Source organism: Chelatococcus albus, assembly GCF_030067675.1.
Classification (GTDB): Bacteria; Pseudomonadota; Alphaproteobacteria; order Rhizobiales; family Beijerinckiaceae; genus Chelatococcus_A; species Chelatococcus_A albus.
In genome coordinates this window covers 433,467-454,389 of the sequence record NZ_JASJEV010000001.1, presented here as the reverse complement: position 1 = coordinate 454,389, position 20,923 = coordinate 433,467, and the positions used below count along the sequence as shown (strand labels likewise).

Sequence of the window (20,923 nt, the reverse complement as noted above, 5' to 3'; positions counted from 1 at the left end):
GTCCCCGCAGGTTCAGAACTTCAGCGCGCCGCGCAGCCAGAATTGGTCGCGCCCCCTGCCGCCGTCGGCATTGGCGCCCGTGAGGCTGGAACGGCCCGGATTGTCCGTGAGCCCGTGCGCCCAGGTGACGGCGAGGCTGAATGCCTCCCGCGTCCAGCGTGCCGAGAGGCCGGCGCTTGCCAGGCTGTAGGCGTTGCAGCCGCAGGCCGTGGTGAGCGCCACGCCGTTCCGGCTCTCGTTGACCCAGACCTGCCCGGCATCGAGGAAGAGGGCGAACTGCAGCGCGCCCCAGACCGTCGGCACCGGCGCGTCGTAGCGCAGCTCGAGCGTCCCCAGGACACCCATGTCGCCGCGGCCTTCGCCGACGGGCCAGCCGCGCAGGCCATAAGGGCCGCCGAGGGCGAAGTCCTCGGACGAGTCGAGGTTCTTGTTCGCCCACTGGCCGTAGAGCAGCCCGAACAGGGAAAAATCCCCCGGCAGGTCCTGCAGCCGGGAGAGAGAGGCATTGACGCGCTGGAACGCGCCCTGCGTCCCGAGCCCGGCCTGGTCGACGGCGAGCGCCGCCGGGACGCGCGACAGATCGAGATCGCCGAAGGTCCAGGCGAGCGACCAGCTCGTCAGCCCGCCACCGAGCAGGCTGTCGCGCATGTCGCCGTTGATGCCGAGCGTTCCGGCGAGGGAGCGCTTGTCTTGCAGCCTCCCGGCGAGGCTGTTGTCGACGAGCGCCTTCCGGGTGAGGCCGCCCGAGAGCCGCACATTGAAATCGCGTGAGCGGATCAGGCTGTAGTCCAGGCCGAAGCCGGCGAAATGGGCGTAGCCTTCGAGGTCCAGGCTGCGCCCCACATTGTCGATGTTGCGGTAGGCGAGATAGCCATATTGGGCGCTGACCGCGAAGCCCGTGGCGCCGAGCGGCAGGCTGAATGCCGCCTGGCCGAACTGCTGGCCTTCCGAGATGGTGCCGCTCAGCCGCGTGAGGTCGCCATGGCCGGTGATGTCGGTGAGGCTGGCCTGGGCATTGCCTGCTGCCCGGCCGGTCGAAGCGCTCCCGGAATTGTCGCCCCAGAGCGTGGCGGAGAAGATCGGAGCCTGCTCGACGCCGATGACGAGCCGGCTGGTGTTGGGAACAGATCCCGGCGTGAGCCTGGCCTTCGCGGTGACGCCGGGCAGATCGTTCATGCGCAGGAGGGCCGATTCCAGATCGGCCTTCGTCACGTCATGGACCCGGATCTGGCCGTCGCCGATATCGCGCAGCAGGCCTTCGCGCGTGCGGACATTCGCCCCGCGCTCGAACTCGATCCGCTCGAGCGCGCCCTCGACGATCGCAATGATGACGACGCCCTCGGTGACATCCTGCGGCGGCAGCATTCCGCGCGCCAGCAAGCGGCCCTTCTTCTGAAGGGCAGCGGTCACCTCGTCGGCGAGCGCCTGCAGCCCCTGCAGGCCGAGCCGCTTGCCCTTCGCACTCGCCGCGATCCGCGCCCGCACGGCTTCCTCGAGCAGGCCAACCTTGCCCGTGAAGCGCACTTCACGGACGACAATGGTGGCCCCGCGCTCGAGCGGGCTGCTCGGTGCCGGCAGCGGCCGGTCCGCCTCCGGTTCAGGCGGGCGCTCGAGCCGCTGCAATTCCTGTTGGCGCTGCCGCTCGCGCAAGAGCGAGCCCGCATCCTGTGCCAAGGCAGGGAGGGCGATTCCGCTCAGCAGGACACACAGGAAACCGGAGCGCCGTTGCACGAAAACATCCCTCCTGAAAAAGGCAGGCCCAGACAAGGGGCAGGCGGCTTTCCAGGAAGGCGCCGTCGCACCGCCGCCCAGCCTCATCTCCCATGGCTGTCTTCCGGCCCCGAGCCTGTGCCGTGGGCAATTGGGGGGTAGCGCGGGAAAAGGCAACGCGATGAAACGGCCGGCCCCGCACTTGTTCCGTGGCGTGCAAACCGGGGCGCCCCGAGGTTCTGTTGCGTGCAGCCGGCCTAACGCAGGCGGGCAATCCAGTTGCGCCACTCGACATGATCACCGGATTCGATTGCCTCGGTGTCGCGCCGCATGGCGAGGGCCCGCATCTCGCCTGGCGTCAGGCCATAAAGGCGGCGGAACGCTGCAATGAACCCCGGACGATGCAAGAAGCCGTGCTCCTCGGCGATGTCCATGATCGTCCTGTGCGCGTGAGCAGGGTCGAGAAGAATCATGCGCACACGGTGGAGGCGCCGCTCCTGCACATAGGAGACGAAACCGCCAACTTTCTCAAAGAGATAGTAGAGCTTGCGCCTTGACATGCCGAAGCGGCTTGCAACCTGTTCCGCCGACAGGTCCGGATGAAGGAGATGATCGTTCACGTGGCGGCAGACTTCATCGAAGAGGCCGATGTCCACTCCGGCCTGCGTCTGCTCGTCTGCGGTGCCGTTGAGCGCCGCCGCAGCCAATTGCAGCGTCGGCTGGATCAGCAGCCCGACCTCGTCCTGCGTCATGGCGGGAGCCATCCGGAACAAGGACTGCAAATGATTGAGGAATAACTCGACCAGGGGATTGTTGCCCCGAACGATGCGCGTGTTGTGTTCATCCGGTCTTTGCAGGAGGGGAGCAAGTAGTCGGCGCGGAACAATGAGGTTGAGATTGGTGAAGTCGCTGGCAGCCGTCGCCAATGGCTGAGCCAGATCGGTGATGAACAGATCGCCCGGCCTGGTTCGATCGCCGGATCCGCCGTCTCGCCGGCCGCAACTGCCGCGCTGGTAATATTGCAGAAGGTAATGGGTCAGCCCGTCGCGGCCGATGCGATAGCGCGATCGGTCGAAGTTCTGGGCGACGGACTTCCCGGTCCCGATGATCAATTCACCGAGAATGTACCCGCCCGCATGGGCATGGAACCCCTCGGAGGGCAACTCATGATACTTTGTATCGAACATGACGCCGATATTCTCCGCCCATGCGGCGCCGGCCTCCTTTGCGGACATCCCCTTCGTGTCCATGAACGAATAGGGCAGCTTCTGCCCCGACTTTGCCTGTCCCATCCCCCACCACTCTTTCCGTTCAGCTGGACATTGCTCGCGGCGTCTAGCAAGGTCGCCTATAGCACCGTTGGTCTGTAGCGCCATTGCCGGCGGCTTCCCGAGAGTCAGGCCCCTCCCGTTTTGCGTGGCTCAACGTGCTTGCTTCGCCCGCCCGCAAGCTCTCGATCTTCGCAGGAAGGCGCGACCGGTGACACGGCGAACCGGCCAGGAGCAAGGGCTATCAGGCATCGGCAGGGTCATGTGCGCTGCGGAGAGGGACCGACAGTCTCCCCTGGCGGGCCGTCTGCGCCGGCGAGGGCCTGCGATCATCAGACGAAGCGACCATGGAGTCTGGATGCTGCAGTGGGCCTGCCGCCGGTGGTAGCCTGACGAGGCGGCTATCCCTCGGAATGATGGTTTTGGCCGGGGTTCGCGCGGATCGGCCCCAAGCATCGGTGAGGGGCGCCATGAATCATCATGCCGGGATCGACGTGTCGTTGAAACAGGGCTGCCTCTGCATCGTCGATGCGACGGGACGCATCGCGTGCAAGGCCAAGGTGGCGCGCGAGCCGGAGGCCTTGACCGGCTTTCTCCGCAGGCTGGGGGCCGCTGGCACGCGTTGGCCCGGAGGCCGGCCCCTTGTCGCAATGGCTTCATGCGGCCCTGGTGAAGCCCGGTTGCGAGGCGGCGCTGCTCGAGGCGCGCCACGTGAAGGCGGCGCTCTCGGCGACGATCGTGAAGACCGACCGTCGGGATGTGCGGAGAACAAGCTGACGCGGCTCTAAGAGGCGATCGAGGCCGGGTTGGCCGATCTGACCGATTCCAATCTCAAGGGGCGAATCGCGGAGTTGATGAGAATTCGGGATGCAGCCCAGGCGGACATCGAACGGGCGGAAGGCCGAAGGAGGTAGCGGATCGTGGTCACGCCCGAGGCGCTGCGTACGGCCGCGGCGGCGGCAGAGGAACGGATGCGCGACACCGATGGCTCATTCCGCCGGAACGGCATCCAGCAGCTCGTGCAACGAGCCGAGGTCGGAACGGATGAAATTCGGATAGCAGGCTGTCGGAGCCGGCTTCTCCCGGCACTCGTCGCGTCTGGCGAGAAGCCTAGAGTGGAAACTGCGGCGCTTGGCGTTGGCAGTTTCGGTCTGAAATGGCTCCCCGAGCAGGACTCGAACCTGCGACCATTCGATTAACAGTCGAACGCTCTACCAACTGAGCTATCGGGGAACGCGATGGCGGTCAGATAGCCCAAGGGCGTTGGGTGCGCAAGGGGGCGTATTGATCATCAACAGGTCGGTCGCGACATCGCGATGACGGTTGCAGTCTGCCGCCCCCCTTTGCTATGAACCGCCGCGGCGAGGCCTCGTGGCGGAGTGGTTACGCAGAGGACTGCAAATCCTTGCACCCCGGTTCGATTCCGGGCGAGGCCTCCAATCCCACCGGCAAACCCGATCCTTTGGAGAGCGCCCCATGCTCGATTTCGCGCACGCGCGCCGCATGATGGTCGATTGCCAGGTGCGGACCTTCGATGTCACCGACCATGCCGTGCTCGCTGCCTTCGACGAGGCGCCGCGCGAGCGCTTCGTGCCGGCCGGGCGCGAGGCCGTCGCCTACAGCGACCTGCCGATTCCGCTCGTGACCGACAGCGGCGGCGCGGCGCACCGGGTGATGTTCGCGCCGATGATTCTCGCGCGCCTCGTCCAGGCGCTGCAGGTGGCGCCCGGCGAGAAGGCGCTCGACGTGGGCGCGGGCACCGGTTACGCCTCGCTGATTCTCGCCCGTCTCGGCGCGGAGGTCACCGCGCTCGAATCAGACGAGGCGCTGGCAGCGCGTGCGCGTTCGCTCCTCGACGAACTCGCCCCCGGCGCCGTCGACGTCGTCGTGGGGCCGCTGGCGGCGGGCCATGCCGCGAAGGCCCCCTACGACGTGATTCTCGTCAACGGGACTTTCGAAATCCGCCCGGAAACCTTGCTGCAGCAACTCGCCGAGGGCGGGCGCCTCGTTGGCATCCGGGGTGAGGGCCGCGCGACCAAGGCGGTCATCTACCAGCGCGCGGGCTCCGTCATCAGCGAGCGCCCGCTCATCGACGCGGTCGCTCCCGTCATCGACGACCTGCGCAAGCCTGGCGGATTCGTCTTCTGACGCCTGCGGGCGCCGTCAGGCAAACCCACATGCAAGTGTCGCATTTTTACGGCACTTCTCCAAAGATCGTACCGAAGCACTCGCCGTCCCGTTTCCGCTGCTCGACGCCGTCGCTATCCTTCGCGCAGAGCGTAGTGGGGCATGTGACGATGGCGAGCGCGGAGGTGGGCATGGATCTGCTTCCTGCGAAGGGAAGGTGGCTGTGTCGCGACTGGTGAACAAGGCTCGTAAGAAGCTCCTCGGCGGCGTGATCGTCGTATCCCTGTCCTGCTGGGCACAGCAGCAGGGCGCCTTGGCCGAGACGCTCGAGAGCGCCCTGGTGAAGGCCTATGGGGGCAACCCGACTCTGAATGCGCAGCGCGCATTGCTCCGTGCCACGGACGAGAATGTGCCGCGCGCCAAGTCGGGTTACCGGCCGCGGGTGAGCGCGACCGGCGACGTCGGCGCCTCGACGGTCACGTCGCGCGGAACGCCAGGGGGTACGGGAAGCGAGGACTTCCTGCCTCGCGGCGCCGGCGTGACACTCAACCAGAACATCTTCGACGGCTTTCGCACGTCCAATTCCGTCCGCGCGGCCGAATCGCAGGTCTTCGGGCAGCGCGAGGTGCTGCGCAACAACGAGCAGAACACCCTGCTTGACGGCGTCACCGCCTATATGAACGTGCTGCGCGATACGGCGACGCTCAACCTGCAGCGCAACAACGTCGAAGTCCTGCAGGAGCAGCTCCGCCAGACGCAGGATCGCTTCAACGTCGGCGAGGTGACCCGCACGGACGTCGCCCAGGCGGAAGCCCGGCTCGCCGGCGCCCGCTCGCAGGAGAGCCTGGCGCAGGCCAATCTCAAGTCGAGCCTCGCCCGCTACCGGCAGGTGATCGGTGTCGAGCCCAAGCAGCTGGCGCCCGGCCGTTCGATCGAGAAGGCCCTGCCCAAGACCCTTCCCGCGGCAATCGAGGTCTCCCAGGCGGAGCACCCTGCCATTCACGCGGCGCTGCATGGCGTCGATGCGGCGGAAATCCAGGTCAAGGTGGTCGAAGGCGAGCTCTATCCCTCGCTCGGCCTGCAGGCGAGCGCGGCGCAGCGTTACGACGTGCAGACCCCGGGCGACGAGCGGACTTCGGCCTCCATCGTGGCGCAGCTGACGATCCCGATCTACGAGGGCGGCGAGGTCTATGCGCGGACCCGCCAGGCCAAGGAGACCGCCGGCCAGCGCCGCCTCGAGGTCGACGTGACGCGCGACCAGGTCCGCGCCGCCGTGGTGTCCGCCTGGGGCGCGCTCGAGGCGGCCAAGGCGCAGATCACCGCTGCCCAGGCACAGGTGGAGGCCAACGAGATCGCCCTCAACGGCGTGCGCGAGGAGGCGAAGGTCGGCCAGCGCACGACCCTCGATGTGCTCAACGCGCAGCAGGAGCTCCTCAACTCGCGCGTATCGCTGATCTCGGCTCAGCGGGATCGCGTCGTGAACTCCTACCAGTTGCTCGCGGCGGTCGGACGCCTGTCGGCGCGCACGCTGGCGCTCAAGGTCGAAGAGTACGACTCGAAGCGTCACTTCGAGCAGGTCAAGGACAAGTGGTTCGGCCTGCAGACGCCGGACGGCCGCTGACCCGATCCGCGGGATGACGGACAGAGGTTCCTCAAGGGAACATCGGCCGTCATCCCATGGCCGAGCGCGCCGCTGCGCCTGCGATCCCGAAGCATCACGGCCGGTCGGAAGGACGCGACATCCGCCGCGCCCCGTCTTCTGCCGTGATCGCGTCCGGAACGATCGTCGGGCCGGAGGCTCCGCGGCGGATCACCGCTTGCGGGGCTTTCAGGATCGCGGTCGGGGGCAACGGGAGGCGCGGGTGTGTTCTCCCGCGGCCGGCGACCCGTTTCCACCTGCGCGGGCCGCTTCTTGCATGGTCTGCGGTGCTGCTCATCTCGGGCGGTGCTGCTCATCTCGGAAGGCCATGCACGTCCATTTTTCTTGATGTTCTTTTCCTGTGATCTGCGGGCGGCGATGCTTGCCTCGATTCGAGGCCGTGAAATACTGCTTGCAGGCGGTACGGAGGCGAGTCTCCGGCCCGGTTTCCGGAACGATCGGTGAAGCGCATGAGTTCAGCGAGCCTCAGACCCCAGGAAGCGCCGCGAGGATCGGATACCTCCATGGAAGAGATTCTCGCCTCGATTCGCCGCATCATCGCGGACGACCAGGATGTCGCGAAGGCGCAACCGGAAGCCGCGCGGCAGGACGAGGCGGCAGCCGCCGTGAACATGCGCGAGGCCGAGGTGCTCGATCTCGCCGAACTGACAACCGAGGCCGCCAAGGCCGCGAAGCCGGCCGAACCCGCCGAGGACGATGTGACTTTCCGCGAAGATGAACCGGCTCCTGTCGAGGTTGCCGCCGCGCCGCAGCCGGCGGCGCCGCTCGTGCAGGCTCTGGCCGAAGTCGGCGCGGCGGTGCAGCCGGCCCAGCCGGTGGAGACGTACGGCCTCACAGGCGACAACCTGCTGTCGGCCAATGCCGGCGCCTCTGTTGCATCGGCCTTCCAGTCGCTCGCGACGACGGTCCTCACCAACAATGCCCGCACGCTGGAGGATCTCGTACGGGACATGCTGCGGCCGATGCTGAAAGGGTGGCTGGACGACAACCTGCCGGCGATCGTCGAGCGCCTGGTGCGCGCCGAGATCGAGCGCGTGGCGCGCGGCGGCCGCTTCTGATCGTTCTGCGCTTCGGGCCGGGGATCGTCGGCATGCGCGGGCACTGTCCCGCGCATGTTCGTTTTCGGGCCTCGTCATTGACTTCCGTGCCCGGCTTCGGTTTCTACGCGCGAGATGCTGATCGCGCCGCCGGAGGCGGCGCTCCAAACCGGTTTGCATGATGGACAAGACGTTCGAGCCCGCCGCCGTCGAGGCGCGCATCTCCACGCTTTGGGAGGACGAGGGGGCGTTTCGCGCCGGCCGGCCCGAGCGCGCGACTGCCGAGCCGTTCTCGATCGTCATCCCGCCGCCGAATGTCACGGGCTCGCTCCACATGGGGCATGCCCTCAACAACACCCTGCAGGACATTCTCTGCCGTTTCGAGCGCATGCGCGGCAAGGACGTGCTCTGGCAGCCCGGCACGGACCATGCCGGTATCGCGACCCAGATGGTGGTCGAGCGTCAGCTCATGGAGCGGCAGGAACCTGGCCGCCGCGAGATGGGGCGCGAGGCCTTCCTGAAGCGCGTCTGGGCGTGGAAGGAGGAATCCGGCGGGGCGATCGTCAATCAGCTCCGGCGCCTTGGCGCGTCATGCGACTGGTCGCGCGAGCGCTTCACGATGGACGAAGGGCTGTCGCGCGCCGTTCTCAAGGTGTTCGTCGAGCTCTACAGGCAGGGGCTGATCTACAAGGACAAGCGCCTGGTCAACTGGGATCCGAAGTTCCAGACGGCGATCTCCGACCTCGAGGTCCAGCAGATCGAGGTGAAGGGGCACCTCTGGCACATCCGCTATCCGATCGAGGGCCTGAGCGACCGCTTCATTGTCGTCGCCACGACCCGGCCGGAGACGATGCTCGGTGACGTGGCCGTCGCCGTCCACCCGGAGGACGAGCGCTACAAGGATCTCGTCGGTCGCAATGCGGTGCTGCCCCTCGTCGGGCGCCACATCCCCATCGTCGCCGATGTCTATTCCGACCCGGAGAAGGGTACGGGCGCGGTGAAGATCACGCCGGCGCACGACTTCAACGACTTCGAGGTGGGCCGCCGCCACGGCCTGAAACTCGTCAACGTCCTCGGCCCCGAGGCGGAGCTGGTCCTTGCAGGCAACGAGGGCTTCCTCGCCGATGCGGCGCCGGGCCCCGATCTCGACGCGGTATTGGCGCTCGACGGCCTCGACCGCGCCGTCGCGCGCAAGCGCGTCGTCGAGATGCTCGAGGCGCGCGGCCTCCTCGAGAAGGTGGAGCCCCACGTCCATGCCGTTCCGCACGGCGACCGCTCGGGCGTCGTCATCGAACCGTGGCTGACGGACCAATGGTACGTCAATGTCAAGCCGCTCGCCGAGCGCGCCCTGCGGGCCGTGCGCGATGGCAGGACCGCCTTCATTCCCGAGAACTGGGAGAAGACCTATTTCCAGTGGCTCGAGAACATCGAGCCCTGGTGTGTCTCGCGCCAGCTCTGGTGGGGGCACCAGATCCCGGCGTGGTACGGCCCGGACGGACACGTCTTCGTCGAGCAGAGCGAGGCGGAGGCGGAGAGTGCCGCGGCCCGGCACTACGGCCGCCCGGTGGAACTCAAGCGTGACGAGGATGTGCTCGACACCTGGTTCTCCTCCGCCTTGTGGCCGTTCTCGACCCTGGGCTGGCCCGACGAGACGAAGGAGCTGAAGCGCTACTATCCGACGAGCGTGCTCGTCACGGGTTTCGACATCATCTTCTTCTGGGTTGCCCGCATGATGATGATGGGCCTCCATTTCATGGAGGAGGTGCCCTTCCGCGACGTCTACATTCACGCCCTCGTCCGCGACGAGAAGGGCGCCAAGATGTCGAAGTCGAAGGGCAACGTCATCGACCCGCTCCACCTCATCGAGCGCTACGGCGCCGATGCGCTGCGCTTCACCCTGGCGGCGATGGCGGCGCAAGGGCGCGACATCAAGCTCTCCACCCAACGCGTCGAAGGCTACCGCAATTTCGCGACGAAGCTCTGGAATGCGGCGCGCTTCGCGGAAATGAACAGTTGCAGGCGTGTCGCGGGCTATGACCCGGCGGCGGTCACCGGAACGCTCAACCGCTGGGCGCTGGGCGAGTGCGCGCGCGCCGTGCGCGAGGTGACCCAGGCGATCGAGGCCTTCCGCTTCAACGATGCGGCCAACGCGGCCTATCGTTTTGTCTGGAATGTCTTCTGCGACTGGTATCTCGAACTCGCCAAGCCCGTGCTGCAGGGCGAGGACGGGCCGGCCAAGGACGAGACACGGGCGACCATCGCCCATGTGCTCGACGAGACGTGCAAGCTCCTGCATCCCTTCATGCCTTTCCTCACCGAGGAGCTGTGGGCGATCAAGGGGCAGGAGGGCCCGGCGCGGGAGACGATCCTGGCGCTCGCGCCGTGGCCGGCCGTCGACGGCTTCGGCGACGCGGCCGCCGAAGCCGAGATCGGCTGGATCGTCGATCTCGTGTCCGAGGTGCGCTCGGCGCGGGCCGAGACGAATGTGCCGGCAGGGGCGCAGGTGCCTCTCGTGCTCGTCAGTCCTTCGGCCGAGGTCGAGGCGCGCGTCGCTCGCTGGGGCGATACGATCCGCCGCCTCGCCCGGCTTTCGGAGATTGCCACGGCTAAGACCGCGCCCCATGGCTCGGTGCAGCTCATCGTGCGTGGCGAGGTGGCGGCGCTGCCGCTCGGCGGCATCGTCGATCTCGCGGCGGAGCGTGTGCGCCTGGAAAAGGAGCTCATCAAGCTCGACGGCGAGATCGCCAAGATCGACGCCAAGCTCGCCAATGCCGACTTCCTGGCGCGGGCGCCGGAGGAAGTCGTGGAGGAGCAGCGCGACCGCAAGGACGAGGCCGGCGCGCGGCAGGCCAAGATCCACGAGGCACTCGGGCGGCTGCAGGGCCTCGTCTGACGGGGCGGCAGCGGGTACTGCGGCCGCGTTAGACGTCCGTCATCGACGCCGATTACCCTGGCGCGGGTCCAGGGAGATGGCGTCATGGGGCATCGCTTCGGCAACGGTTTCGATATCGATCATTTCGCCACGCTCGATCGCCGGGCGCTGCTGCGCGGTCTCGGCGCGTCGGCGCTGGTGACGGCCGGCGGCGGGTTGTTCGCCGGTTCTGTCTGGGCCAATCCGGTGTTCGCGGCCTATCCCTTCGCCCTCGGGATTGCCTCGGGCGATCCGGCGGCGGACGGTTTCGTCATCTGGACCAAGATCGCCCCCCGGCCGCTGGAGCCGAACGGCGGCATGCCGCGCAAGGCCGTGGAGGTTGATTGGGCGGTCGCCACCGACGAACGCATGCGGCAGGTGGTGCAGAAGGGCAGGACGATGGCCCATCCCGAACTCGGCCATTCCGTGCATGTCGAGATCGGCGGCCTCGAAGCCGGCCGCGACTATTTCTACCAGTTCACCATCGGCGGGGAGCGCAGCCGCGTGGGGCGGACGAGGACCCTGCCGGCCGCAGGAGCCCCGCTCGGGCAACTGCGTTTCGCCGTCGCCGGCTGCCAGCGTTACGAGGACGGCCATTTCACCGCCTGGCGGCATATCGCGGGCGAGCGCTTCGACTTCGTCTACCACTATGGCGACTACATCTACGAGTATCGGCTGCTGCGGCCGGGCGAGCGGGCCTTGCCGGTCGTGCGCGTGATGCCGGGCGAGCCCGACGAAATCTACACGCTGAACGACTACCGGCACCGCTACGCGATCTACAAGAGCGACCCGGATCTGCAGGCCGCTCACGCGTCGGCGCCGTTCCTGATGAGCTATGACGACCACGAGGTCGACAACAACTGGGCCGGTGACCGCTCCGAGGAGAATACGCCGCCCGAGCTCTTCCTCCTGCGCCGCGCCGCGGCCTTCCAGGCCTGGTACGAGCACATGCCCGTGCGCAGGGCGCTGATGCCGCGCGGGCCCGACATCCTCGCCTACCGGCGCTTCGCCGTCGGCGATCTCCTTTCCTTCAACCTGCTCGACACGCGGCTCTTCCGCAGCGACCAGCCTTGCGGCGACGGGGTCAAGCCCAATTGCAGGGAGGCCTTCAACACCGACCGCACGATGCTCGGGGCGACGCAGGAGCGCTGGCTCCACGACGGCTTCATGGAGACGAAGGCCCGCTGGAACGTGCTCGGCCAGCAGGTCATCGTCATGCGCAACGACCGCGATCCCGATCCGGCGGTCTTCGCGCCGAGCCTTGACAAGTGGGACGGGGCAGTCGCGGCCCGCGACCGTCTGTTTGCCGCCGTTGAGGAGACGAAGCTTGCCAATCTCGTCGTGCTGACAGGCGACATCCACAACAACTGGGCGGGCGAGCTGAAGAAGAACTTCGACGACGAGAAGTCCGCGACGCTCGGCGTCGAGTTCGTGGCGACCTCGATCACCTCGGGCGGAGATGGGTTCGATACCAACGACACCTTCCGCGCTCTCATGACCCAGGACCCGCACATCAAGTTCTTCAACAACCAGCGCGGCTATATGCGTCATGTGGTGACGCCGCAGCGCTGGCAGGCCGACTACCAGGTGCTCGACAAGGTGAGCGTGCCCGACGGCCGCCTCTCGACGCGCCGCAGCTTCGTCGTCGAGAGCGGCAGCGGCGGGCTCCTCGATGCCTGAATGGCGGCTCCCGGCGCGAGCGGCCGGCCGGTTGGCTGGCCGTTTCGCTGCCATCCGGTGCCTTCACGCGCCGCTCGCGCACAATTGAAACCTCGGCGGAGCGTCGCCGCATCGTGGCATCGGTTCGACGGTGCGTCCGCAAGTGCTTGATTGGAAGTGCTTTAGGCTGCGTCCGCCGCGCCACAATTGTGTCATCGGCGCAACAGCCGAAAAGGATCGCAGAAGCGGCACGGAACCGGCCCGGCTCTGCCGCGAAGCCGCCATAAACCCGGAGCACCTCTTAATACCATCGCAAGCTCTTGAAAGCACTGTGCTTTACGCGGTGCGACGCGGGCGGGACGGCCAGGTGATCGTCCGTCGAGCGCGGCGAAGGGTTTGTTTGCGTCCGGTGACGCGCGCGTGGCATTTCACCGGGGCTTGCCGCAGAAAGCGGCTGAGCGAGGACGAGGACGACGGGAGAAGCAGGGTCCATGGACGCGCGCACCTTCGACAAGAAGAAACTGCCCAGCCGGCACGTCACCGAGGGTCCGGAGCGCGCCCCGCATCGCTCCTATCTCTACGCGATGGGCCTTACCACGGAGCAGATCCACCAGCCGCTCGTCGGCGTGGCGAGCTGCTGGAACGAAGCGGCTCCCTGCAACATTGCGCTGATGCGCCAGGCGCAGGCGGTGAAGAAGGGCGTGGCGGCTGCCGGCGGCACGCCGCGTGAGTTCTGCACCATCACCGTCACCGACGGCATCGCCATGGGCCACCAGGGCATGAAGTCGTCGCTCGTGTCGCGCGAGGTGATCGCCGACTCGGTCGAGCTGACCATGCGCGGCCATTGCTATGACGCGCTCGTGGGCCTCGCCGGCTGCGACAAGTCGCTGCCCGGCATGATGATGTCGATGGTGCGGCTCAACGTGCCGTCCATCTTCATCTACGGCGGCTCGATCCTGCCCGGCACCTTCAAGGGGCGCCCCGTCACCGTTCAGGACGTCTTCGAGGCCGTGGGCAAGCATTCGGTCGGCGCCATGTCGGACGCCGACCTCGACGAACTCGAGCAGGTGGCCTGTCCCTCCGCCGGCGCCTGCGGTGCCCAGTTCACCGCCAACACCATGGCTACGGTCTCCGAGGCCATTGGGCTCGCCCTGCCGTACTCGGCCGGCGCGCCGGCGCCCTACGAGATCCGCGACCGGTTCTGCATGACGGCGGGCGAAATGATCATGGAACTCATCGCCCGCAACATTCGCCCGCGCGATATCGTCACCCGCAAGGCACTCGAAAACGCGGCCACGGTCGTCGCGGCCTCCGGCGGCTCCACCAACGGCGCCCTGCACCTGCCGGCCATCGCCCACGAGTGCGGCATCAAGTTCGATCTCTTCGACGTCGCCGAGATTTTCAAGCGCACGCCCTACATCGCCGACCTGAAGCCGGGTGGCCGCTATGTCGCCAAGGACATGTTCGAGGTCGGCGGCATTCCGCTCCTCATGAAGACGCTGCTCGACCACGGCTATTTGCACGGGGACTGCCTCACTGTCACCGGCCGCACCATCGCGGAGAACCTCGCGTCGGTGAAATGGAACCCGGACCAGGACGTCGTGCGCCCGGCCGACGCGCCGCTCTCTCCGACGGGCGGCGTCGTCGGCCTGCGCGGCAACCTGGCGCCGGAAGGGGCCATCGTGAAGGTCGCCGGCATGAGCCCGGACAAGCTCACCTTCACCGGCCCGGCGCGCTGCTTCGACAACGAGGAAGCCTGTTTCGAGGCGGTGAAGAACCGCCGGTACAAGGAAGGCGATGTCCTCGTCATCCGCTACGAGGGACCGCGCGGCGGCCCGGGCATGCGGGAGATGCTGGCGACGACGGCCGCCCTCTATGGCCAGGGCATGGGCGACAAGGTGGCGCTCATCACCGACGGCCGCTTCTCCGGCGCGACGCGCGGTTTCTGCATCGGCCACGTGGGGCCGGAGGCGGCGGTGGGCGGTCCCATCGGCCTTCTGCAGGACGGTGACATCATCGAGCTCGACGCGATTGCCGGCACCATGAACGTGCGCCTGTCGGACGAAGAGCTGGCGCGGCGTCGTGCGGCGTGGAAGCCGCGCGAGACGGACTACGGCTCGGGGGCCTTGTGGAAGTACGCCCAGACAGTGGGATCGGCCAAGGACGGTGCGGTCACGCATCCGGGCGCCCGCGGCGAAAAGCACTGCTATGCGGACATATAGTGTACTCGCGTACGGCGCGGGGCTCGTCCTCGGCGCCGCCCTTTCGGTTGCTCAGGCCGCCGCCTTCGAGGGGGCGCGGCCGGCTGCTGCTCCCGTCGCCCCGGGCGCGCCGCTCGAGGCGTTCAAGTCCGTCAAGGAGGCGTTCCGCAGCGGCATCCGAGACTACAACGCGGGCGACAAGTCGGGCGCGGTGCGCGCGCTCGAATATGCTGCCACGCAGGGGCACACCCTGGCGCTGTGGAAGCTCGGCCGCATGTATGCCGAGGGGGACGGCGTCGCCCACGACGATCTGAAGGCCTTCGAGTATTTCTCGAAGATCGCCGATCAATATGCGGATGAGAGCCCGGATTCGCCCAACGCTCGCTTCGTGTCGAGCGCCTTCGTCGCCCTCGGCGGCTATTTCCTCGACGGTATCTCCGGCACCTATGTGAGGCCCAACACGGCGCGCGCCGTCGAGATGTTCCACTACGCCGCCACCTACTACGGCGACGCGGATGCGCAGTACAATCTGGGGCGCCTTTATCTGGACGGTAACGGAGTGCCGAAGAATCCGCGGCAGGCGGCGCGCTGGTTCAATCTCTCCGCCGAGAAGGGCAACCATCAGGCGCAGGCGCTGCTTGGGCATCTGCTCGTGACCGGGCAGGGCGTACCGCGCCAGAGTGCGCGCGGCCTCATGTGGCTGACCATCGCGCGCGATGCGGCCGATCCGACCAAGGATGCCTGGATCGTCGAACTCCACGACAAGGCCTTCGCTGCGGCGAAGGACAACGATCGGCAGGCTGCCCTCATTTACCTGGAGCAACAGCTCAAGAAAATTCCGTAATTCTTTAGAATATAATCTCTTTTCCGGCGCCGCTGTCGCGCTCGGCGCCGCGTGTGCCAGCTGACTTCAACTGCTCCCAGTGATAGGCGTAGAGGCGCGAATAGCGTCCGCCCATTGGGTGGCGCTCGGCCTCGCCGAGCCTGACGAAACCCTCGTCGAGTCGCTGCAAGGCGGCTTCAATCGCAGCGTCGTGCTGGGCGCGGAAACGCGCGAAATTCTCGTCCACGGCCTCGGGGGGGCCGTGCAGGGCATAGAGCCGGGTCGCGATCTGTCGGCCGCGCAGACGCACGCTGTCCACGAGCAGATAGCCCCACTCCGGCGTCAGGCGGGCGACATCCTCCGACACGATGACGGGCACGCCGTAGGTCTTGGAGGCCTGCTCGATGCGCGCGGCCGTGTTGACCGTGTCGCCCACGGCGGAATAGTCGAAGCGGCGCAGCGAGCCGAGATTGCCGACGCAGGCTGGGCCCGTGTGCAGGCCGATGCCGACGGCGAGCCGCGGGCCGCCCCCGACCTGCCCCTCGACGCGCAGCCGCTCGTCGAGCGCGGCGACTGCCCTTTGCATGGCAAGCGCCGCCCGCAGCGCCTGGCGCACGTGGTCCGGCTCGTCGAGCGGCGCATTCCAGAAGGCCATCAGGCCGTCGCCCATGAACTTGTCGATGGTGCCGTTGAAGCGCATGACCTCGTCGGCGAGCGGCGTGTGCACGGCGTTGAGGAAGGAGACAACCTCCTCCGCGCGCATCGTCTCGGCGCGGCTCGTGAAGCCGCGGATGTCGGCGAAGAGCACGGTAATGGGGCGGATCTCGCCGCCCAGCGCGAGCTGGGATGGGTCGGCCGCAAGCGCCTCGACAATGGCTGGCGAGACATATCGCCCGAAGGCTTCGCGGATGCGTCGCTTGTCCTCTTCCGCCCGACGCAGCGCGGCGACCGTAGCGGCACCGAAGCTCGCGGTGGTGGCGGCGAGCGGCATCGTCGGGTCGAAGAGGAGTTCGGCGCGCGAGAAGGCCATCCAGCTCCCGCCGGCGATCAATCCGGCGAGCGCGATGAGGGCCGGCGCCGCGACAAGGGGGTGAAGGACGGAAGCGACGGCCGCGATCGCGAGACAGGCGAGGAGGGTGATCACCGCCTCCGCGCCCGGGGCGTAGTCCGGCCGTGCCAGGCGGCTGCCGGAGAGGGCGTGCTCGATGAACTCGGCATGGATGTCAACGCCGGGGACGGTGGCTTCGAGCGGTGTCGCGCGCACGTCGGCGAGCGCTGCCGCGCTCGCGCCGACGAAGAGAATGGCGCCCGCGACGGGTGCAAGGTCCGCACTGCCGTCGAGCACGCGCCAGGCGGAAATGTGGCGCTCGGGCCGGCTGCCCGCATAGCGCACGCGCACGCCACCGTCGCGCTCGGTCGCGACGGTCACCTCGCCGACACGCACCGCGGTGACGCCCGTCTGTTGGCCGAAGCCCGTCTCGCCGCTGGCATTCGAGGCCTTGACGACGATGGTGGAGGCATCCTGCGCGACGCGCAGCGCCTCGATGGCCAGCGACGGGACGGGCCTGTCCGCGCCCGATAGAAGCGTAGGCACACGGCGCACGACGAGGTCACGATCGGGCACCCAGTTGAGCGCTCCGATGCCGCGAGCGGCCTCGACGAAGGCCGGGAGTGCGACGACCGCCCCGGCGAAGCGCGGCAGGAAGCGCGCGGGATCGTCGCCGGCGGCGGCGAGGCCGGCCTTCACCGGCGGTGGGGCGGTGGCCATGTCGGTGAGCGCCAGGCTCACCACCGTCGGGCTCTTGCCGAGGGCGGCGGAGAGAGCGCCGTCGCCGGGCGCGCCATCCGCGGAGGAGGAGGGCGTCACATCTTGCGTGGCGCGATCCGGCTCGGCGAGCAGGATGTCGAGGGCAATCGCGGCCGCCCCGGCCTCGCGCAGGCGGTCGACGAGCTCGGCAAGGCGCACGCGCGGCCAGGGCCATTGCCCGAGGCGGGCGAGTGACTCCTCGTCAATATCGATGACGCGCACGGGAGCAGCCGGATCGTAGGGGCGCGGGGCGAGGCGCTGGTAGCTGTCGAAGACGAGATCGCGCAGGGCCCGCACCGGCATCGGTTCGGCGAGGATGAGCAGGCCTGCGAGGCCGGCCGGCAGCAGCGCCGAGAGAAGGGCGACGCCGACACGGCGGCGCCGGCGCCGCGGCACGCCATGGATGGACGGCTCTCGTGTTGCCTGCCGCACTCCTGGAGCCTCCCGTGACGCATGCGCGACCCGGCCGGGCGGGGCCATATGCTCACTGGCCATGTGCTTACCGGCACCGCGCGCGCCGTGTGCCCTGCCTAAAGTTACACGGCGTGCGCGGTCGGGTGCTATCATATTGCATGGACCGCGATGGCGAGGGGTTCGGCCATGCGTCCTTCATTGAGCGTCTTGTGTCTTTTCTCCCTGTCGCTTGTGCCCCTGTCGCAGGTGGTCGGTCCCGCGGTTGCGCAGAGCAGGATCGGCGCGGCGTCGCTCGTTCAGCACGACGTCTCGGGCCTCCTCGCCGGCCGTGCCAGGGCGGTGGCGCAGGGGGACGGCGTCTTCGCCAACGAGGTCATCCGCACCGCCGACGCAAGCGCCGCACGGCTCGTCTTTCTCGACGAGACCAATCTCTCGATCGGCCCGTCCGCCTCGGTCAAGCTCGACCGCTTCGTCTACAATCCGGACCGCTCGGCGAAGACGGTGGTCGTCAATGCGACGCGCGGCGCCTTCCGTTGGGTCAGCGGCGCCTCCGATCCGCGCGCCTACCAGGTGCGCACGCCGCTCGCCACCATCGGCGTGCGCGGCACGGTCTTCGACCTGCTGGTCGAGGCGCGGCGCGTCGTCGTCATGCTCCGTCAGGGCGCCGTCGTCGTCTGCCCGAACGGGTCGCGCCGTTGCGCCATGATGACCAACCCGGGAGAGGTGGTGACGGTGACCCCCGGCCGGTTCGATGGGCCGTTCCCCGGCGCCCCCGGCGGCTCGGATTTCGCCAATCGCTGCCTGAGCGCGACGAGCCGCGCCTTCTGCACCGTGACGGCGGGCATCGTCCCGGAGGATCGCGTGCCACCGCCGCGGCGCGCGCGCGTCGAAGAGCCGCCGGTCTACGAGCAACCGCCGGTGGCTCCCGTCATCGACTTTGCCATCGGCATCCTGCCCGGCCTCGTCGGTGGCAGGGGGTCGGGCGTGCGCGGCGGCGACTACGGAGGCCGCCCTTCCGGCACCACGACGGTGCCGCCGCCCGGCCGCGGTCTCGGCGGCTCGCAATCCGTCCCGCGCCAGTGAGCATCGATCGGCAGGCTGCAGCAGCCCTTTCAATCGGTTGATCCGCGAGTCCGATGCGCTAAGGTGGTTAAGTATGCCTCGACGGGCGAAGGCGGCCTGGCGGGCAGCGCTCGATACACGTCGCGCATCGGGGGGCAGCTCGCATGGCACGCCGTGTCCTTCGGCCCGCAGGCCTCCTTTGCCGGGAACGGCCGGCGGGCAGTGTTCGATCTCGGGCTGTCCGACGATCGTTGGCAGCGGTCCTGGCCGCCGGCTGGGTTGCGGCGGCGAGCGAGGCAGCGGCCGAGAGCGAAATCGGCGCGGCCGTCGTCGTTCAACGCGAGGTGTCGGGCCTTGTTTCCGGGCGGGACCGGCAGATCGCCGTGGGCGACGATCTCTACACCGAGGAAGTCGTCCGCACGGGCGCGGCCAGCGCGGCGCGTCTCCTGTTCCTCGACGAGACGAGCCTGTCGATGGGGGCCGCCGCCTCGGTCAAGCTCGACCGTTTCGTCTACAATCCCGATCGTTCGGCCACGACCGTCGTCGTCGATGCAACGCGCGGCGCCTTCCGCTGGATCAGCGGCGCCTCTGATCCGCGCGCTTATCGCATCCGCACGCCCCTCGCCACCATCGGCGTGCGCGGCACGGTCTTCGACTTCCTCGTCGAGCGCGCACGGCTCACTGTCGTCCTGCAGGACGGGCGCATCGCCATCTGCCCGCACGGCCGACGCTGCGTGACCGTGGAGCAGCCCGGCGAGGTTGTGTATGTGACCCGTTCCGGAGGCGCCACGCCGCCGCGCCCTGGCGGGCCGGAGACCTTCGACTTCGCCGATGTCTGCCTCCAGGGCAACCGGGACCTCTGCGCGCAAGCACCCCGCGGCGGCGATGCTCCGTTCGTTCCGCTCGCCGTGCCGGTGCGCGACCGTTTCAGCGACGCGGGCAATGGCGAGGGTGCAAGGGAAGGCCAGGGGGCCGGCAGCGGCCAGCAACCGGGGAGCCAGACCCCGGGCAGCGGCGGTTCGAGCAGCGGTGGCACGAGCTCCGGCGGCTCGTCGGGCGCAGCGGGAAGCAACCCGGGCGGTCAGAGCGGGGGCAAGCCGTAGCGGGCGGTGGACACCTGCCCGAGGTCGCCGGATGCGTCCTCACATCGCGAGTTCGACCGATACCGGCACATGGTCCGACGGCTGGTCCCAACCGCGCAGGTGGCGGTGGATGGTCGTGCCCCCGAGCCTGTCCGCCGCCTGTGGCGAGAGCAGGAGGTGGTCGATGCGGATGCCGTTGTTCTTCTGCCAGGCGCCGGCCTGATAGTCCCAGAAGGTATAGAGCCCGCCCCGATCATCGCAGGCGCGCAGCGCCTCGGTCAGGCCGAGGGCGAGGAGGCTGCGGAACCTGGCGCGCGTCTCCGGCAGGAAGAGCGCGTCATTCACCCACGCCTCGGGCTTGGCGGCGTCGCGCGGCTCGGGAATGACGTTATAGTCGCCGGCGAGCACGAGGGGCTCTTCCAACGCCAGACGCGCCCGCGCGTGCCGGGCGAGGCGGTCCATCCAGGCGAGCTTGTAGGTATATTTCTCCGTGCCGATGGGATTGCCGTTCGGCAGATAGATGGAGGCGACGCGCACGGCGCCGCCGTTCCCCGTCGACACCACCGCTTCGAGATAGCGCGCCTGCTGGTCGCTCTCGTCCCCTGGCAGGCCGCGCGTCACGTCTTCGAGCGGGCGCTTCGACAGGATGGCGACGCCATTGAAGCTCTTCTGCCCGTGCACGGCGACATTGTAGCCCTTGGCCTCGATCTCCATCGCTGGAAAGGCCTCGTCGACGCATTTGAGCTCCTGCAGGCAGACGATGTCCGGGTTCGCCTCGTCGAGGAAGGTGAGGAGATGGGCGAGCCGCTGCTTGACCGAATTGACGTTCCAGGTGGCGATGCGCATGGGAAATCCGCGAGGGTGGAGGCCGGGCGACAGCCGCGGGCGAGAGTAGTCGGCTCAGTCTTATACAGGATGTGGACGGCATGGACCTAAGACAGTGGTCGGGAGCCGCTGTCTGCCGGCACATGTGGTCAACGACGCGGCTGCTGCGCCGGCGACGCCTTCGCACGCAGATCGTGCGGTCCCGACTTGCGCGAGTTGTGGGCGGAACTCGGGCATGACCGAGGGCTGTGGAGGGGCGCTGCCGCCCTGAGCCGGCGGATGCGGCGGCTTGGCGCGGCTGAGCCTGCGCTCGTGACCTCGGCTTCACCGAGTCGTG

13 protein-coding genes, 2 tRNA genes and 1 pseudogene are annotated in these 20,923 nt (G+C 68.2%); 11 read left to right on the top strand and 5 right to left on the bottom strand.

Translation table 11 applies throughout. The features are described from left to right. Positions 1-12 precede the first annotated feature (12 nt). Both QNA08_RS02065 and QNA08_RS02060 read right to left on the bottom strand, forming a co-directional pair. On the bottom strand, positions 13-1,998 hold the full coding sequence (locus QNA08_RS02065) for a ShlB/FhaC/HecB family hemolysin secretion/activation protein (protein ID WP_283739010.1): 1,986 nt from the start codon (positions 1,996-1,998) through the stop codon (positions 13-15). After that, the gene (locus QNA08_RS02060) at positions 1,968-3,002 is read right to left on the bottom strand and encodes a helix-turn-helix domain-containing protein (RefSeq protein WP_283739009.1); all 1,035 of its coding nucleotides are present in this window, start codon (positions 3,000-3,002) and stop codon (positions 1,968-1,970) included. The genes QNA08_RS02065 and QNA08_RS02060 overlap by 31 nt, the downstream gene beginning before the upstream one ends. 446 nt (positions 3,003-3,448) lie before the next feature. Between QNA08_RS02060 and QNA08_RS02055 the strand changes: the two are divergent. Next, positions 3,449-3,743, top strand: a pseudogene (locus tag QNA08_RS02055) (IS110 family transposase); the annotation flags it as partial. Between the two features lie 392 nt (positions 3,744-4,135). On the opposite strand, the gene QNA08_RS02050 reads toward QNA08_RS02055, so the two are convergent. Then, positions 4,136-4,211: transfer RNA gene (locus QNA08_RS02050), tRNA-Asn, on the bottom strand. A 132-nt stretch (positions 4,212-4,343) separates the two neighbouring features. Between QNA08_RS02050 and QNA08_RS02045 the strand changes: the two genes are divergently transcribed. From QNA08_RS02045 to QNA08_RS02010, 8 genes are all read left to right on the top strand, one after another. Further along, a tRNA-Cys gene (locus tag QNA08_RS02045) sits at positions 4,344-4,417 on the top strand. A gap of 37 nt (positions 4,418-4,454) precedes the next feature. Beyond that, positions 4,455-5,126 (top strand): protein-L-isoaspartate O-methyltransferase family protein, encoded by a 672-nt coding sequence (locus QNA08_RS02040; protein WP_283739008.1) that lies wholly within the window; start codon positions 4,455-4,457, stop codon positions 5,124-5,126. 214 nt (positions 5,127-5,340) lie between these two features. Continuing rightward, complete coding sequence (locus QNA08_RS02035) at positions 5,341-6,726, top strand: TolC family outer membrane protein (RefSeq protein ID WP_283739007.1); 1,386 nt, start codon at positions 5,341-5,343, stop codon at positions 6,724-6,726. A gap of 488 nt (positions 6,727-7,214) precedes the next feature. Further along, positions 7,215-7,823 (top strand): PopZ family protein, encoded by a 609-nt coding sequence (locus tag QNA08_RS02030; RefSeq protein WP_283739301.1) that lies wholly within the window; start codon positions 7,215-7,217, stop codon positions 7,821-7,823. Between the two features lie 157 nt (positions 7,824-7,980). Continuing rightward, on the top strand, positions 7,981-10,695 hold the full coding sequence (locus QNA08_RS02025; protein WP_283739006.1) for a valine--tRNA ligase: 2,715 nt from the start codon (positions 7,981-7,983) through the stop codon (positions 10,693-10,695). Positions 10,696-10,779: 84 nt separating this feature from the next. Then, on the top strand, positions 10,780-12,393 hold the full coding sequence (locus tag QNA08_RS02020; protein WP_283739005.1) for an alkaline phosphatase D family protein: 1,614 nt from the start codon (positions 10,780-10,782) through the stop codon (positions 12,391-12,393). A gap of 470 nt (positions 12,394-12,863) precedes the next feature. After that, positions 12,864-14,594 (top strand): dihydroxy-acid dehydratase, encoded by a 1,731-nt coding sequence (gene ilvD / locus QNA08_RS02015; RefSeq protein WP_283739004.1) that lies wholly within the window; start codon positions 12,864-12,866, stop codon positions 14,592-14,594. After that, on the top strand, positions 14,581-15,417 hold the full coding sequence (locus QNA08_RS02010; RefSeq protein WP_283739003.1) for a tetratricopeptide repeat protein: 837 nt from the start codon (positions 14,581-14,583) through the stop codon (positions 15,415-15,417). The genes ilvD and QNA08_RS02010 overlap by 14 nt, the downstream gene beginning before the upstream one ends. A 4-nt stretch (positions 15,418-15,421) precedes the next feature. Here QNA08_RS02010 and QNA08_RS02005 read toward each other — a convergent pair whose 3' ends face one another. Continuing rightward, entirely contained in the window at positions 15,422-17,635 is a 2,214-nt protein-coding gene (locus QNA08_RS02005; RefSeq protein WP_283739002.1) for a CHASE2 domain-containing protein, read from the bottom strand. Positions 17,636-17,824: 189 nt separating this feature from the next. Here QNA08_RS02005 and QNA08_RS02000 point away from each other — a divergent pair, with 189 nt between their 5' ends. Together QNA08_RS02000 and QNA08_RS01995 are read left to right on the top strand one after the other, a co-directional pair. Further along, positions 17,825-18,700: a FecR family protein gene (locus tag QNA08_RS02000; RefSeq protein ID WP_283739001.1), complete on the top strand. Its 876-nt coding sequence runs from the start codon at positions 17,825-17,827 to the stop codon at positions 18,698-18,700. Between the two features lie 230 nt (positions 18,701-18,930). After that, positions 18,931-19,782, top strand: coding sequence for a FecR family protein (locus QNA08_RS01995; protein WP_283739000.1), 852 nt, complete (start codon positions 18,931-18,933; stop codon positions 19,780-19,782). A 39-nt stretch (positions 19,783-19,821) separates the two neighbouring features. On the opposite strand, the gene xth is transcribed toward QNA08_RS01995, so the two are convergent. Then, positions 19,822-20,607, bottom strand: coding sequence for an exodeoxyribonuclease III (xth, locus tag QNA08_RS01990; protein WP_283738999.1), 786 nt, complete (start codon positions 20,605-20,607; stop codon positions 19,822-19,824). Positions 20,608-20,923: the final 316 nt, after the last annotated feature.